16 protein-coding genes and 1 pseudogene are annotated in these 15,865 nt (G+C 36.4%); 3 read left to right on the top strand and 14 right to left on the bottom strand.

Going from position 1 to position 15,865, the window contains the following annotated elements; all coding sequences use genetic code 11:
- Nucleotides 1-117 precede the first annotated feature (117 nt).
- Both FD31_RS07045 and FD31_RS07040 read right to left on the bottom strand, forming a co-directional pair.
- Nucleotides 118-489 (bottom strand): cupredoxin domain-containing protein, encoded by a 372-nt coding sequence (locus FD31_RS07045; RefSeq protein WP_057892065.1) that lies wholly within the window; start codon nucleotides 487-489, stop codon nucleotides 118-120.
- Nucleotides 490-591: 102 nt separating this feature from the next.
- On the bottom strand, nucleotides 592-1,227 hold the full coding sequence (locus FD31_RS07040) for a pentapeptide repeat-containing protein (RefSeq protein WP_057892064.1): 636 nt from the start codon (nucleotides 1,225-1,227) through the stop codon (nucleotides 592-594).
- Between the two features lie 309 nt (nucleotides 1,228-1,536).
- Here FD31_RS07040 and FD31_RS13930 point away from each other — a divergent pair.
- Nucleotides 1,537-1,650: pseudogene (locus FD31_RS13930) on the top strand (DNA-binding response regulator); the annotation flags it as partial.
- Nucleotides 1,651-1,683: 33 nt separating this feature from the next.
- Here FD31_RS13930 and FD31_RS07035 read toward each other — a convergent pair.
- Entirely contained in the window at nucleotides 1,684-2,022 is a 339-nt protein-coding gene (locus FD31_RS07035; RefSeq protein WP_057892063.1) for an ASCH domain-containing protein, read from the bottom strand.
- Between the two features lie 107 nt (nucleotides 2,023-2,129).
- On the opposite strand from FD31_RS07035, the gene FD31_RS07030 reads away from it, so the two are divergent.
- Nucleotides 2,130-3,908 (top strand): glycerophosphoryl diester phosphodiesterase membrane domain-containing protein, encoded by a 1,779-nt coding sequence (locus FD31_RS07030; protein ID WP_057892062.1) that lies wholly within the window; start codon nucleotides 2,130-2,132, stop codon nucleotides 3,906-3,908.
- A 12-nt stretch (nucleotides 3,909-3,920) separates the two neighbouring features.
- Here FD31_RS07030 and FD31_RS07025 read toward each other — a convergent pair whose 3' ends face one another.
- Nucleotides 3,921-4,340, bottom strand: a complete 420-nt coding sequence (locus FD31_RS07025; RefSeq protein ID WP_235805339.1) for a winged helix-turn-helix transcriptional regulator — start codon at nucleotides 4,338-4,340, stop codon at nucleotides 3,921-3,923.
- Between the two features lie 630 nt (nucleotides 4,341-4,970).
- Between FD31_RS07025 and FD31_RS07020 the strand changes: the two genes are divergently transcribed.
- Complete coding sequence (locus tag FD31_RS07020; RefSeq protein WP_057892060.1) at nucleotides 4,971-6,146, top strand: NADH-dependent flavin oxidoreductase; 1,176 nt, start codon at nucleotides 4,971-4,973, stop codon at nucleotides 6,144-6,146.
- Between the two features lie 297 nt (nucleotides 6,147-6,443).
- Here FD31_RS07020 and FD31_RS07015 read toward each other — a convergent pair whose 3' ends face one another.
- The 10 genes from FD31_RS07015 to FD31_RS06965 form a co-directional block, all read right to left on the bottom strand.
- Nucleotides 6,444-7,436 carry a sugar kinase gene (locus tag FD31_RS07015; RefSeq protein ID WP_057892059.1) on the bottom strand — a complete coding sequence of 331 codons (993 nt, stop codon included), beginning with the start codon at nucleotides 7,434-7,436 and terminating at the stop codon, nucleotides 6,444-6,446.
- Between the two features lie 10 nt (nucleotides 7,437-7,446).
- Nucleotides 7,447-8,181 carry a 2-dehydro-3-deoxy-phosphogluconate aldolase gene (gene dagF, locus FD31_RS07010; protein ID WP_057892058.1) on the bottom strand — a complete coding sequence of 245 codons (735 nt, stop codon included), beginning with the start codon at nucleotides 8,179-8,181 and terminating at the stop codon, nucleotides 7,447-7,449.
- 2 nt (nucleotides 8,182-8,183) lie between these two features.
- On the bottom strand, nucleotides 8,184-9,281 hold the full coding sequence (locus FD31_RS07005; RefSeq protein ID WP_057892057.1) for a DgaE family pyridoxal phosphate-dependent ammonia lyase: 1,098 nt from the start codon (nucleotides 9,279-9,281) through the stop codon (nucleotides 8,184-8,186).
- Nucleotides 9,268-10,398 (bottom strand): amidohydrolase/deacetylase family metallohydrolase, encoded by a 1,131-nt coding sequence (locus FD31_RS07000; RefSeq protein WP_057892056.1) that lies wholly within the window; start codon nucleotides 10,396-10,398, stop codon nucleotides 9,268-9,270. Before FD31_RS07000 ends, FD31_RS07005 begins: the two co-directional genes overlap by 14 nt.
- A 4-nt stretch (nucleotides 10,399-10,402) precedes the next feature.
- Complete coding sequence (locus FD31_RS06995) at nucleotides 10,403-11,491, bottom strand: DUF871 domain-containing protein (protein ID WP_057892055.1); 1,089 nt, start codon at nucleotides 11,489-11,491, stop codon at nucleotides 10,403-10,405.
- 267 nt (nucleotides 11,492-11,758) lie between these two features.
- Nucleotides 11,759-13,036, bottom strand: a complete 1,278-nt coding sequence (locus FD31_RS06985; RefSeq protein WP_057892053.1) for a PTS sugar transporter subunit IIC — start codon at nucleotides 13,034-13,036, stop codon at nucleotides 11,759-11,761.
- A 76-nt stretch (nucleotides 13,037-13,112) separates the two neighbouring features.
- Complete coding sequence (locus tag FD31_RS06980; protein WP_057892052.1) at nucleotides 13,113-13,808, bottom strand: GntR family transcriptional regulator; 696 nt, start codon at nucleotides 13,806-13,808, stop codon at nucleotides 13,113-13,115.
- A 304-nt stretch (nucleotides 13,809-14,112) separates the two neighbouring features.
- Entirely contained in the window at nucleotides 14,113-14,511 is a 399-nt protein-coding gene (locus tag FD31_RS06975; RefSeq protein ID WP_057892051.1) for a DUF3021 domain-containing protein, read from the bottom strand.
- A gap of 10 nt (nucleotides 14,512-14,521) precedes the next feature.
- Nucleotides 14,522-14,974 carry a LytTR family DNA-binding domain-containing protein gene (locus FD31_RS06970; RefSeq protein WP_057892050.1) on the bottom strand — a complete coding sequence of 151 codons (453 nt, stop codon included), beginning with the start codon at nucleotides 14,972-14,974 and terminating at the stop codon, nucleotides 14,522-14,524.
- Between the two features lie 18 nt (nucleotides 14,975-14,992).
- Entirely contained in the window at nucleotides 14,993-15,865 is an 873-nt protein-coding gene (locus tag FD31_RS06965) for an ABC transporter permease (RefSeq protein ID WP_057892049.1), read from the bottom strand.

Genomic DNA, 15,865 nt, shown 5'->3' with positions numbered 1-15,865 from the left:
ACCGGGCGTGTTTGGAGACTCGCGTACTTTGCGAGGCTTCAAACCGAGGCATGAGACCTTGGCTCACGCCGGTCCGCACAGCCAGTAACTATTTTTCTCAGCTCTGGAGACGGCAACCTACTTAACGATTACTTTTCCATGGAACATGTCCATTCCACAGGCCCATTGATACTCACCAGCTTTACTAGTATCAATCTCAATTGATTGTTGTTCATTTTGTGGTAATTCTTTGTTGATACCAAAATCAGAAAAGACAACTCGGTCCAAACAACTAGAAGCATCTTTTCTCGTAAAGTTCAAAGTTGCTGGAACACCCTTCTTCAAAGTCACAACTTCTGGTGAGTATCCACCTTTAACCTCAACATCAACACTTTGCTTATTATCAGCCACATCTGCTGTAGCACTAGCGACTTCGTGTTTACCGAAGAACCACCAGAAAATAAAACCAATCATTGCTAAACAGATAAGTAACACTAAAATTCTTGCCATTTTGTTATCCCCTTTTCTCGTTTACAAGTGTAATCTACGTTCATTATATTATCGTTAAAGTTTACATTTGTCAACTAGAAGAAAATAAAAAAAGATATCTCGTTAATAAGATACCTTGATTCCTAGAAAATATCGTGCCAAAAAGGTTGCTTGATCAGCATTAACTTTCAAACCTTTAATTCCAAATTCTTCAATATCAATAGTTTCAAATCGACATGAACTGAAATCAATACCTTTTAATTTGGTATTGAGAATAGTCATTTTATTTAAGTCACAATCGTCAAACACGACTTGCTTCAATTTATTATCGTTAAAACTAACATCTTTTAAACTGCTTGCTTTGAAATTAGACTCTTTGAGATTAGCTTGGTTAATATTTGCCAAATCGAGTAAACAATTGTCAAAAACAACATTATTGAAGTACGACTTATCAAAATTAACCCCAATCATCTTACAATTATGAAATTCAACTCGATACAAACTAGCCTCAGTTAATAGACAATTGGACAAATCACAGCCTTTAAAAATAACATCAGTTAATTCCAACTTGTCGAAATCACATTCACTAAATGTTACGTGTTCAAAAATCGTCTGTTCAATAATGGGATGACGAATAATTTGTTGCTCAACAAACTCCCCTTCAATCCGTTTAGTGGTCAAAAAATAATCTTCTTCATTAAAAATATCAAAAAACGACGCTGATTCTAAATAATCTTCATTAATTTTGGGACGATCCATAATTTTTACTCCTTAATTGCTTGTCTATAAGGCATGATATCAGATATTCTGCTTTAATAAATTAGAAGAAAAGTGTCCACTACACATTCAGTTCAATATGCGCGGTTGTAAAAAAATTGGAAATGAAAGATTAAATCCGTCTGTCAGCACTTTTTGATTAGATATTCTAACTAAAAATTAATTATTTATTATGAATTTCCTTATCTAACAAGGTTTGTAGAAGTTGACTTTGAAATTAGAATATTTACCTTAATCACATCTAAAAATCAGATATTCTCTCACCGTTAAACTAGTAGGAAGTCAAAGGCGGTCTTTTTATCAGAAGGAACAGTTAGAAATTATATTTCTTCAATTCTTAGTAAAACGGGGACTTCATCGCGGATTGAAGCTTTGAATGTGGCTGAGAAGAATAAGTGGATTTAAAAAAAGACTCCGAATTTTGATTCAGAGTCCTTTTTAATCTATCAATTTAACCCGAATAGCCAGAGCCCCATACTTCTGCTCCATTTGTCGTGAATAGATTTCCTGATTTTCTTGATCTAATTCCGCAATTGTTTCAGTTTCAGGACTTCCAATCACAGTTCCCGAATACTTTTGAAACAAATCTCTAAATGTTTTAAACCGCTCCAATTCTAAAATCTCGGTCATAATCGTTTCATCTGTCAATAAATCAGTGAATTGAATCTGATCACCTACTTTTAATTGCGACCGTTTTTTATCATTCAAACGAATTTCAATTGTTTTAGTACCATTCTTAATTGCCATAAATGGCTGGTGGTTCAAATGCATATCCATAAATTTCTCACTCTTTTCTTTTAAAATAACTTTTAGATAATTATTTATATCTTCCTAATTGCTCATATTTATGTATTATATAGTAGAAACAGAGGGGATATAAAAATATGGGGTCATTGAACGAATTTCGTAAACAAAACCGTAATTTCTGGAAATATTTTTGGAAATACAGTCAAATCATTATTTTGATTCAATTAATTATTAATTTTATTTTAGTTCCTATATTGAACTATATGGCAAATGGCATTAACTATTTAGGAAATGTAAACTACATTTCTTACAGCAACGCCATGGCTCTAATCATGCATAAACCGCTGGTGGTCGTGGGACTGATTTTAGTCTTACTAATTTTGCTGCTACTAGTCTTCGCACAATTCACACTAATGCTGGTTAGTTTCCAAGCTATTAAATCAAACGCCAGTCTCGGTTGGTGGGATTACCTTAAGAGTGTTAGTAAAAATCTATTTGGACTGCCATTTAAGGCTTTTGGATTCTTCTTATTGTACTTTTTGATTATTACACCCTTTGGCAGTTTAGGCATGTCATCAAGTCTCTTAAGCAAAGTTAAAATTCCGCAATTTATCATTGATTGGCTTTTTCAAGAGCACTTACCTTTAGGCGCATTACTGGTAGTAATTTATATTGTTATTTTTTATATTGGATTACGTTGGCTGTTTGTTTTACCTTTAATGATTTTCGAAAATAAAGATATTAAAGATGCCATCATTCGCAGTTGGAATATGACTCGTGGAAAACTACTATACTATTTAGGAATCTTCCTAATTTTGATTGGTGGCGTCACAGTTTTTGTCATGGTCTCTACCGGTATCTTTTTAGGACTGCAAGCTATTATTGACAATGTTTCGTTCTTAAAAGTTATTGATTTTCCAATGGCTGTCATCAACATGACGATTATTCAATTACTAAATTACGCTGTCAGTTTGTATGCTTCAGCCATTTCTGTGTTAATTTTACTCAGCCATACACATACGCACTACTTCTATCCTAAGAAAAATCACCGTAGTCACAAATGGTTCTGGGGTATTTTGGGTGCAGCCGTTATTCTATCGTTCGTTGGCTATGATACGTTTTACTTCAATGATTGGTTGCTATCACCACCTGTAACCATTTCCCACCGTGGTGTTGACGATGGCAATGGTGTCCAAAATACTATCCAGTCACTTGAGGCAACAGCTAAGGAAAAACCTGATTATATTGAAATGGACATTCAGGAAACGAAAGACCATCAGTTTGTCGTCTTCCATGACAATACCTTGAAAGCACTCGCTGGTATCAACAAACGTCCGAGTCAAATGACCTTAGATGAACTTAAACAAACCCAAATTTATGAAAATGGCAAAACAACTCATATTGCTAGTTTTGATGATTACCTAGCAACTTCAACACGCTTGCATCAAAAACTTTTAGTCGAGCTAAAATCAGTTCCTGGAAATAAAAAGGATTTTGTTAAATTATTTGCTAAGAAATATCAAAAGCAACTATTGAAGAATAAAGACATGGTTCACTCCTTAAACTATAACTATATTGAACAAACTAAGAACTTAATGCCAAATATCACTACAAGTTATATTTTACCGTTCAATCTTTTCGGCGTTCCATTCACCAATGCCAATGCTTTTACAATGGAGTACACAACCTTGAATCAATCATTCATCGACAATGCCCATTTACAACAAAAGAAAGTCTTTGCTTGGACTGCCAACGACGAAGAATCCATGGATCGAATGATTTTCATGGGAGCCGACGGCGTTATAACGGATAATTTGAGTGAGCTACAAACTGAAAATGACAATTTATTCAAAAATACCAGTTATACTAAACGAATCACTGCTTATATCTCTCAAATGCAAGATCCGTTCGAGTAGAAAAAAAGGAAGTTATTCAGCCATACGCTGATCAACTTCCTTTTTTGGTGTCTGAATTTTAGTATAACCACGATAATTATCACTCGAAAACGAAACATTTTGCCCATCAGCATTTAATTTATCAGCGTGATGTTCACCCCAAACTGACATATCAATTAAAACCTTTCGCAAAGATTTGCCCTCATCAGTTAACGAATATTCAACATGCAACGGTAAACCTGGAAAAGTAATTTTTTGAACAATCTTATCGTTAACCAATTCATTCAATTGTTGAGTCAAAACCTTCTGACTAATATCAGGAATCTTACGCAAAAATTCACCATTACGCATAGAATGACTACCTAAGTGGCACAAAATCAACGATTTCCATTTCCCATTAATTACAGAAAGAGTCAAATCAAGACTCATGTGATAGTTTCTTTCAGTCATCATCAAACCTCTTTTAATTGTGTTAAATATGCTGTGTTTTTGTAGTATAGCCGCCTCTTTTAGCAAGAAATTTAGGCTGCTGTGGGGACCGGTTCGAGCCAAAATACGGTCTCGAACCTCGATTTTGAACTTCGCAAAGTACGCGAATTTCAAATCTCGTCCCGTGGCGTAAGTGCTAAAGCACTAACGCCACCTGCACTGCTGCCAAAATTTCTTGCTAACAGAAACTAGTTAATTAATTGTTTCGAATTCCATTGGAAATACAATTTATTATTTTATAGTAATAGAGTATTTTTCATGGTCTTTGAACTAATTTTATTCTTTAAAACTCTAGTTATATCTATTATTAACTATCAAGTTACATTAGCCGGAGGTTTCAAACAGTAAAGCCTGCAGTGATAGTGGAGTTGGAGCTTTAGCTCTTACTCCACAGGACGTATTTTGAGACTTGCGGTTTTTGCAGGGCTCAAAATCGAGCTCGGAGACCTTGGCTCCGGGCGGTCCCACAGCAGGCTTTACTGTTTGAAACCGGAGGCGGCACCCCCCTAGTTACCAAATAGTGCGTACTATGATTCTAGCACAGAACCATTTACAATGACTTCGTTGAAACTTTTAGAAACGAGGAATTGTCTTATGACAGAAAAATATAACTTTTTGAAACCATATACTTTCAAAAATGGTGTAACAATTAAAAACCGCATTGTCATTCCACCAATGACTGAGGCTGCTGCACTGGAGAATGGTGCTGTTTCCCAAGATGAATTGCGTTATTTTGATATTCATACTGGTGGCGTTGGTATGTTCATTATTCCTACAATGAATGTTTCTGATGATGGTAAAGGTTTCGAAGGTGAACCTTCTGTCGCTAGTGATAAATTCATGCCCGGTCTTAAGAAACTTGCTAGCACAGTTAAACAAAATGGTACGAAAGCCATTTTACAAATTTTCCACGCTGGTCGGATGTCCAACTCTAAAATTTTACGTGGCGTTCAACCTGTTTCTGCTAGTGCTGTGGCAGCATTACGTCCAAATGCCGAAACTCCGCGTAAGTTAACTGAAGCTGAAATCGAACAAATTATTGATGACTTTGGTCAAGCAACTCGCCGTGCTATTCAAGCTGGTTTTGATGGCATTGAATTACACGGTGCCAATACTTACTTAATGCAACAATTTTTCTCACCCCACTCTAATCGTCGAACAGACAAATGGGGCGGCAGCTTAGAGAATCGTATGCGTTTCCCACTGGCAGTTATTAAGAGTGTTCACGATGCTGTCGAAAAGTATGCAGCTGATAAATTCATCGTAGGCTATCGTATTTCTCCAGAAGAAATTGAAGAACCAGGTATCAGATTAGACGATACTTTGAAATTCATTGACGTTTTAGCTGACCAACCTATCAACTATCTGCACGTTTCTATGGGCTACGCATGGCGGACTTCTTTAAATGATAAATCCGATGATGAGCCTATTATTCTTAAAATTAAAAATGCCGTTAACGGACGTTTGCCAATAATTTCCGTCGGTTCAGTTGAAAAACCAGCCGATGCTGAAAAATTAATCAACGCGGGTATCGATTTTACCGCCATCGGTCGTGAATCAATCCGTGATCCAAAGTGGGTTCAAAAAGTTGAACTAGGTCAGGAAAACTCAATTCGTTATCAAATGTCACTAGCAGAACTCGATGAGTTAGGTGTTAATTCAGCATTCCTCGACTTTCTCTATGCTTTACATGCCGATTTACATTTAGTTGATTACGATCAACCAAAAGATGATTTTGATAAACAACTCGGCGGAGTTGAAGGAAACTAAACGCCTTTAAATTAAACACAAATACCCTTAACAGCGATGTTAAATTCGCAGTTAAGGGTATTTTATTATCTTTTTTAGTTTCAATTTAAATCTAAAACTACTCTTAAAAGTCTATTTCATTAGTCGGAAGAGCCGAGAAATATTCACTGGCAGTGAAAGTGGCGTTAGGGCTTTAGCCCTTACACCACCGGACGTATTTGAAGACCCGCTGAACTTGCGAGGCTTCAAATCGAGGCCTGAGACCTTGGCTCAGACCGGTCCTCACAGCCTGTGAATGTTTCTCGGCTCTGGAGACGGCTACCTAATTAAATCGTTGCGACCTTCACTATCAACATAATTGAAAACGTCAGCCTTACTAAAAATCGGTGCATCATTCATTGCAGCCTGCGCCAAAATCGAATTAGCAATCGCAAACTCAAGAATATCTTCAAAGTCCCATTTTTCTATCAACCCTGCCAAAACGCCACTAGCAAAAGCATCACCACTTCCAATACGATCAAGAATCGTTAACTCTTTGGCTGCAGAACGATAAATTTTGTCATGATGGAACAAGAAACCAGCAAAATATTTTTTACCATCTTGAAAACTGCGCTGACTTCCTGCAAAGAAATTAATTTGATAATCGTGGCAAAATTGTTGATATAATTTTGTTTCATCTTCAACTTGATAGTCGAGTAAGTCTGTTAAATCGCGTTGACTACCAAAAGCAATATCAACGAACGGCAAGATTTTTTGATAACGTTTCTTCATCGTTTCATGATTGTTATCTTCGTTAAGACTCATTCGATAATTGAAATCGAAACAAACTGTCTTATGGCGTTCATGGGCAACTTGAGCAAGTTTCAAAGCTGCCGTTCTAGTTTGGCGGTTCAAACTCAAGGCAATGCCACAAATATGAACAATATCAACACCAACCAGTGCTCTCTCAAAGTCATAATCATCAGCGTTCATCTGACAAAACGCACTCGATAAACGATCCTGATATGTCACTCGTTGTGGTCTGGCACCTTGACCTAATTCAACAAAGAAACTGCCTAGGCTTTTCCCACGATAAATAATATTTTTATCAGCAATACCCAATTTCCGAATATCGGCTGCGGCTTTTTTACCAATTGGATTGTCTGGCAAGACAGTTAATAGCGATGTGTCATAACCAAAATGAGCCAAACTACTCAGCAAGTTAACTCCGGTTCCAACTGTTGACATTGTTAAATGATCATTTTGCTCAAGCATCATTTTATCTTCAACAGTCAAACGCAACATTACCTCACCAAAAGCTAAAATATTCATAGACTAACCTCTAAAACTTCTTAATAATCTCGTATAATTTAGCAACATCTTCTGGTCGAGTGTCACCAGTAGCTTTGTCGATAATTGAACTGTATACATGCGGAATGATTCGTTTAACACCGGCATCAACAGCAATTTGCACGATTTCTTCAAAGTTTTCTAAATCAATTCCACCAGTTGGTTCAAGGTCGAAATCATTAGCGGCACAAGCGCGAGCAACTTCTTTATATTCTTCGATGTGTGCAAGACCCTTCATTGGGAAGAATTTAATTGATGAACCACCCATATCTTTTAGCAAAGCAATAGCAGTTTCAATTGCCACTTCTGTTGCTGGTGTTTGACTACTCAAGGGACCAGTTGCTAAATTAACAAAGCCTACACGGCCAGTTGGAGAAACTAACCCGTTGATAATTGTTTCATTTTGACCTAAAGCTTCTCGAGAAGCACCAACGCCTGTGAAAACTTGGTTAACGTGTTGTGGTTGGATTGCCTTTGAAACTCGAACTACCATGCTACTTTGATTAGGATCACCGGCACCTAAACCGACCGAAACAGCATTGGCGATTTCGGCTTGATATTTCTTCATATCATCAATTGCAGCTTCGTCACTTGGATAATTTTTTGTTAAAACACCGAGTACTACATGACCTTCAGCGGCATCATAACAGTCTTTCGCATTTTGAACTGAATTAGCCAAGACGTTTAAGCAAATTCCGTTTTCTAAGTAATTGGGTAGTAAATTCATTTTTATTCTCCTCCAATGATTTCTTTTAGTCTGGAAACGATTTGATACATTTCGACATCATTAACTGCTCTAATATCAAACTCAATAATGCCTTCATTAACACGGTATTCACGGGCATATATCGCGATGTCACCGTTACGTAACTGTTCACAAATTTCTTTGGCTGATAAATCACCAGTTGGGGTTACTTCAGCTCGGAAAATTTGACGTCCAGCTGCATCTTGAACAATCTTAACTTTCAAATCTGGTACTTCTGACAAATTATTAACGAATGGTTCTAAGCGTTGTTTCATGGAGGCTCCTGATTCTGAACCTTCTTTTAAATACTTAGCAATAGCGGCAGTCAATCCGAGGATATTTTCTTTTCCAATCTTCATAGCCCGGCCAATTCCTGCACCTTGCATCCGAGCCCAACCGATATACTTGGTTTTTCCAAAAATCACGCCTGAAGCTGGACCTTCAATGGCTTTGGCGCCACTATAAATCACTACATCAACATCCATTTTTAAATACTTAACTAAATCTTCTTCAGCTGCGGCGTCTAAAATCAGTGGTAATTTGTGACGATGGGCTACTTCGATTGCTTCAGGAATCGTTAACATACTCTTTTGAACTGTGTGATGACTCTTTATATATAAAATAGCTGCCGTTTGATCCGTTATCTGCATTTCGATATGTTCTGGCGTACACATATTGGCATAACCAGCGGGAACCATCTTGGCCCCAGCAACATTCAACATCACTTCAACGGGTGTTCCATAATCAACATCGTGACCCATTGGCAAAATCACTTCTCGTTTCGCAATCCGGTCAGTATATGGATGATAAACATGATAACGACTACCTTGTCCAATCACTCCAGCAATCGTTTCAGCAATTCCGGCTGAAGCTGAATTAACAACTAACGCATCTTCACTATCAACCAATTTTGCTAAATACTTTCCGGTTTGAATTAGTAAGTCACTCATTTCAAAGAAATTTTGATCTCCTTGTTTCTGAGCTTCAACTACTTCATCTGAAACTTTGGATACTCCTAAAATAGTCATTTTTCCATCAGCGTTGATGACGTGTTTAAGATTATATTTTTTATAAAGATCCATTTTGTTCTCCAATCGCATAAGCTTTTCCACCGATAATACTGTACATAGGTTCGATGATAGTGTTAGTTTGTCGAATGTTGCCATCGGAATCTGACAATGTTTTAGTGCCATTTTCAATGTTAAAAATCGTTACATCCGCATCCATACCGGAAACTAAACTACCTTTAGTTGCTAAGTGATAGTTTTGAGCTGGAACGCTCGTAATCATTGGCAAAATATCAGGAAGCTTGAAACCTAAAACCATCATCTTTTCGATACAAGTTGCCATATTATAAACCGGACCATTTTCACGATTACCGTGATAAATATCAGTACTGAGACTTTGTGGGTAGAGTTTGTTTTGGGACGCAACTTTTGCTGTCTTGAAATTAAAACTTTCCGTTCCATGACCGACATCAAAAATGATTCCTTTAGCTAAACCACTTCGAACAAACTTCTTAATGGAACCATCTGCATTCAAAATTCCATTCGTTTTACCATTGAAGCAATGAGTTAAAATATCACCTGCTTCCATTAAGTCCATTATTTCTGATAATTCAGGTGGATTCGTGCCAACGTGGACCATCAATGGTAGTTTTGGATGCAGTTTTTGTTGAAACTCTTTAGCGACGACTAATGGTTTAATGCCATTATCTACGACAACCGACTTGCTGATTCTTGCTTTCATTCCAATAATAAAATCTGGATAATCACTAACAGCTTGTTGCATTAAATCAAACTGCAAGCGACTCATATCCCCCAGTTCGTCTTGAGCTAAAATACCGGTTTTAGAGATGTTGATCATTGCGTAAACATTAGTTTTTTTTGATTGAGCTAATTGATAAAAATCACCAATGTTATCAGCACCAGTTGATCCAGCATCTATCACAGTTGTAACGCCGTTACAATAGCCAACTAAATCGGGATCATCATAATAAAGCGATAGTTTTTCATAACAATGAACATGGTCGTCAATCCATCCGGCTGAAACATAAGATTTTCCCTGTAAATCAATGACTGAATCAGCGACGACATTTTCCAATCTCGGCGCAACAGCTACAATCTTGCCAGCTTCAAGCAATAATTCGAACCGCTGTTCGTGAATATCCTTCCCGTTTTTTATGTAGAGACTATTCAAATAATCATCTCCTAAAACGGAATTTGTCCCATGGGCCAATGTAATCTAATAGGAACAATTCATCTGTTGGAATTTGAGCCACTTTATTCTTCCGTAAATCTGAGTGATCTTGAAGAACAACTTGCAATTCATTCTTATACTTGCCAAATTCATCATTACCAATCACAATATCGCCACGTTTAAAGGTATGGCTTGCTGGATTGACGGGATTATCATTAGCTTTATACTTCTTCCGAACTTCAGTCGAACGAACGACCAAATCAGTCACGTCACCTCGTCTAACATGTTGATTATCAAGTAAAATTTCTCGCTCTAGTTGTGTGATTTCATCTGCCAATTCAACTCTGAAAACTAGTTGATAACGATCTAGTTCACCTAAACGACGCAATTCATCCTCTGATGCATAAGCATTTCCGATAATGACACAATCAATCAAGTTAGTTGCAAACAAATGTTTAGCTTGAATATCTAGTGGCAAATCACGATGCATTTCCAAAGTTGGTAAGCCATCGTTGATATCCCAAGGGCCAAGCGTACCGGATTGTGAAGTAATAAAAGCAGCTGTTTCGATACCTTGTTTCTTAAATCGTTTTGAAGCACTGATAAAGAAATCGAGTGGTAGTCCAGTACCTCGTTGCGGATAAAAGTTGTGACAACCATAAATGAATGGACGATTGGCAGCGTAACTTAAAATATTATCCAAGTAAGCTACATCATTACTCATATTCAATTCGATATTCATTGCTTGTGGATTGAATGATAGGAGTGCTTCTTTTTGACCGTCGAAACCTTGATCTAAACGAATCGCATCGGCACCTAATTCACTGAAAAAATCTAAATCATCGTAAGAAATTTCCAATTGATCAAAGATATTCGGTGCAATGTCTAAAGTAGTTGAAAAGCCCAAATCTTTAGCAAATTTGATTAAATCAGTAAACTTTTGAGCAACTTTTTCCTTACCTTCTGAAACTTCTAACATACTCATAAAAATACGGGTGAAACCATATTGACTAGCAAGTACTAGGTAACGCTTATCTTCATTCACATCGCTGTGATCTGGATAAAGTGAAATGCCTAATGTTCGTTTGGTCATATCTTTTTACCTCTTTCCATTTTCTGAAATTCTTTCAAGTAGTAGTTTGAAATTACAATTGATAAATAGATTGTGCTGAGTACAACTAAAATTACGGCGAATCTGACGTAAAAACTTACGACAGCTAAACCTAAAATAATTAGTAGTGACGTTAAGATTAATTTTCCTGCCCGCAGATTTTTTAAAAACTTGGGAACGAATCCTTTTTGGACAAGAATTTCACAGGTAATAAAATATACAGCAAGCAGTAGTAAAATCATTTTTCAGCTATTCCTTTTCAAGTTGTTGTTTTTCAAAAATTTTGAAGAATGGATAGTAAATTGCTAAGTCAATCAAGTAGTTAACGAAAACTAATACCATCGCGGCAATACTCCAGTTCGTACTACTAAAAGCTCCCAGTGGACTCGGTACGGTAAATGGCAACCGGGCCATCATCATTGGTACGACGCCCCAGATAGTCATAAAGTACGACAAAGTTCCGGTAACTAACGGTGCCACGATAAATGGAATACCTAAGATTGGATTCATTACGATTGGTGCACCGAAGATAATTGGTTCGTTGATGTTGAAAAGTCCCGGTAAGATAGCAAGTTTCCCTAAATCTTTTAGATAAGCTGACTTAGAAAACATGAACAGTGTTACTAAGGCCAACGTTCCACCAGCTCCACCGATCCAAAGGAACCATTGTAAGAATTGTTCTGTAAAGATTGTTGAAAGTTGATGTGCATTTGTTCCACCAGCAAATTCACTCATATTTTGAGCAATTGACATTTCCCAAAATGGACGTGTAATTGGTGCCATGATAGCGGCTCCGTGAATACCAAGTGTCCAAAAACCTGTAATTAAGAAGATTGTTAGCAAGCCTCCGAAAAGACTGTTACCAACTAGAATTCCTTTTAATGGCATCAAGATCATGCTCAAGAATGTTGAGATGTTGAAGTTCAAGATGTAACGGATAAACCAGAAAAATACTAAGATAAATGCTGCCGGAATTAAGGCAACAAATGAATTAGAAACTTCTGGCGGTACTCCATCTGGCATCTTGACCGTAATATTTTTTACTTTGAAGAAACGATATATTTCAACTGATAAAAGTCCACAGATGATTGAAGCAAATAGTGATGAAGCACTCAGATTGGCTATATCAATATAGCGACCAGCAGCGATTACCCCTTTGACATCTTCTGTCACTCGAATTGGGGCCGCTGTTGAGACTAGAAAAGCTAAAACTGCTAAAACTCCATTACTCAATTTATCTAATTTGTAGCTATCAGCTAAAGACGTTGCAATTCCGAATGTGGCATATAAAGCCAAAATTCCGACCGTGTAACGAAATGGCACATCAAGAATTTCCTTATAAGGCAACAATGCATCAGCCCAAGCTTGAATTGGGGGGTTATTGATCAAAGTAAAGAATGAACCAACGATGGTCAGTGGTAGCGTTGAAATAACTCCCTTTCTAATGGCCGTCATATGCCGCTGCGTCCCAACTTTATTGGCGACTGGCAAAATTTTGGCGTTCAAAAAATTAACAAAATTATCCATGTAGTAGTACCCTCCTCTTTTTCGAAATCATCATAACATTATAATGTTATGATGTAAACGCTTAAATAAATGCCAATTAGATTTCATATTCAATTTTATATGGCATTTTATTACTATCGTAGATAGATTCAGTGTATTCAATCAAATGACCTTGCTTATCAAAACCGCGACGAATACGTTTTAAAGCTAAAGTATCTGTCTTATTTAACAATTTTTGATCCGTTTCACTGACATTGATAGCACTGAATTCATCCTTAAAACTATTGATTTCTTGCCCACTATCTCGAAGGAACTTGTACAATGATTGATTCTTCAAAGTTTGTTTTTCAGCTGGTAGTTCAACATTTGGCAAATAATGATTCACAATAATAAAAGGTTTATTATCCAGTGAATACAAGCGTTTGATATAAACAATATTTTGGTTGCCAAATTCAGCGGCAATTGGTGTATCTTTTGCTGCTACATTGACAACTTCTAAAACTTGTTTCGTTAACTGATCATTTTCTCTGACAATTGTTGAGTAAGACTTAGCTTTCGATAATTTATTGAACAAATGGTTACTGACAACACGTGTCCCGATACCACTCTTCTTCATCAAATAACCTTCAGCAACTAGTTGTTCCACGGCTTTTCGAACCGTGATTTTACTGACGGAATATTTCTTTTCAAGGTCATTTTCTGTGGGGATTAGGCTATCTAATTCATAAACGCCAGATAGAATATTTTTTTTAATATCGTCTGCCACTTTTTGATACAAAATTTCTGCAACCATACGCGAATTTCTCCTAGTGTATTAGGTTTTCTGCTGTCTCCAGACCGGAACAGTTATTTTTTTAATTAATTTAGTTATGATGATAACCGGGTATAGATTGTGATTTTATCATATTTTTTAAATATAACTTCACGAAAAATCTAAAGATAACGGTTTACTTACAATATACGTCGTTTATATACATTATAGTATTACTTATATTAACAGAATCCGTTATTTATGTAAGCGGATAATATGAAATTGACTAAAAAAGACGTGTTTCCTTCTTGGAATTCACGTCTTTTTTACAACTAGACCATTTAACTTACTTCGATTTTCTTTTACGTATAGCTGCATTAATTTTTTTCGTATTTGTTACATCCGCCAGATATAACATCACCCATACGGCAATATATGTAGCAACCACGGTTACCATAAAGGATAGGATATGACCGTTCACTATGCTAGTCCACCAACCTGCCGAATACATCATCACACCTACTATGATTAAAGTCATTATGATATGCAATAACAATTTAATTGGGAATATAAATCGGTCTGTTTCAAAAATCATTGATACTAATCCAATTAGACCACTGAAGAAAAATAATGCTAAAACGGCTTTGGGTTCCACTAACATTCTGCCGCTAAATAATACAACTGACAAAAAACTAAATGATCCTAATAATACTCCGACTGCAAAATATTTAATTACTTTAGCCATGATTGACACCTCACATCCCCAACTGTTTTTTCAAACCGGTTAAATATTTCCGACTAACACTAAACTTCAATCCATCAGTCAAAAACGCCGTCATATTACCGGAAAAGGCCGCTTCTAATGAGTCCAAATGATTCAAATTGATGACCGTATTCTTCGAAATTTGGACGAAATTACCATCATTGATTCGCTCGACCATCTTTTTTAACTGCCCACGTAATTGATAATTTCTTTCATGTGTATAGACTGTCAGCTCATTTTCGAGCACTTCGATAGCAATTATTTGTTCGATTTGAACCATAACAACGCGGTCATCCACTGACAATGGTATAGCCGAAAATTTAGCACTTAATTCTTCTAATTTCCGCATCAATTCCTGAACTTCATTAGAAAAATTGGCAGCTTTGACTGTGACATCAATTTCATTTTTGGGAATTTTATCATCCTGATTGAAGTTTATTTTCATATTAAGTTCCCCTTTAAATCACTCTTTACTAATGACTACTCGCCGACTAATTTTGGAAATCAAAATAACTAATAAGGTAATTACGACTGCGAAAGCCACAATGATTAACATATCTTGCTGGATCGTTAAAACATGTTGGTTCAATTTAACACTGATTCCCATTGTCTCCTTAAATTCATTAGCAATGTTACTAGGTAAATTTTTAAACGAAGCTTGCAATTGCGACTGCATTAAAACATTGCGATACATTGCCGTATTATACAATGCCGGTGTGTATTTCATAACGTTTTGAACACTTGTAGGCAAAACTCCAATCGGCATATAAACGCCTGCCAAAAATCCAGAAGCTGTCCCAACAATAGTAGCTATCTTACCTAGAGTATCAACTTTCTTAGCAAATGATAACAGTAATAAGTTAAAAATGGTCCAAATAAAACTACTCAAAATGGCAATACCTAAAATTTGTGGCAATAGTTGTAAATTCAAAGCACTTTTATCAGCAATCAAAAAGTAGCCACTCATCATAAAATACATAATTAATTGCATGACAACGCCGACAATCATCGCTGTTATCAAATATGAAAATTGAATCCCGAGAAAACTAATGTCAGTCAAATTTAGGTCAGCCAGGACATTTTTCTCACGATCTTGTACCATTAAACTTAAACTACTCAACGTCGTTGTAATGGCCGTTATAGTCATCGTCCCACCAATCAACCAAGGGTCCAATAACAGTTTTGTATCAGGAACACTGCTCCAACTGTGAATCATATTTTGACTCAAGAAAATCAAATACAGTACAAAGGAAATCATTGCACCCATTAGTGAAAAGAAGATGCCACTTTTATCAGAGAAATAAATTTTGAGATTACGATAAATTAAACCATTCAT

This window comes from Companilactobacillus nantensis DSM 16982 (assembly GCF_001435815.1).
Lineage (GTDB): Bacteria > Bacillota > Bacilli > Lactobacillales > Lactobacillaceae > Companilactobacillus > Companilactobacillus nantensis.
This window is presented reverse-complemented; position numbering and strand designations above follow the sequence as displayed.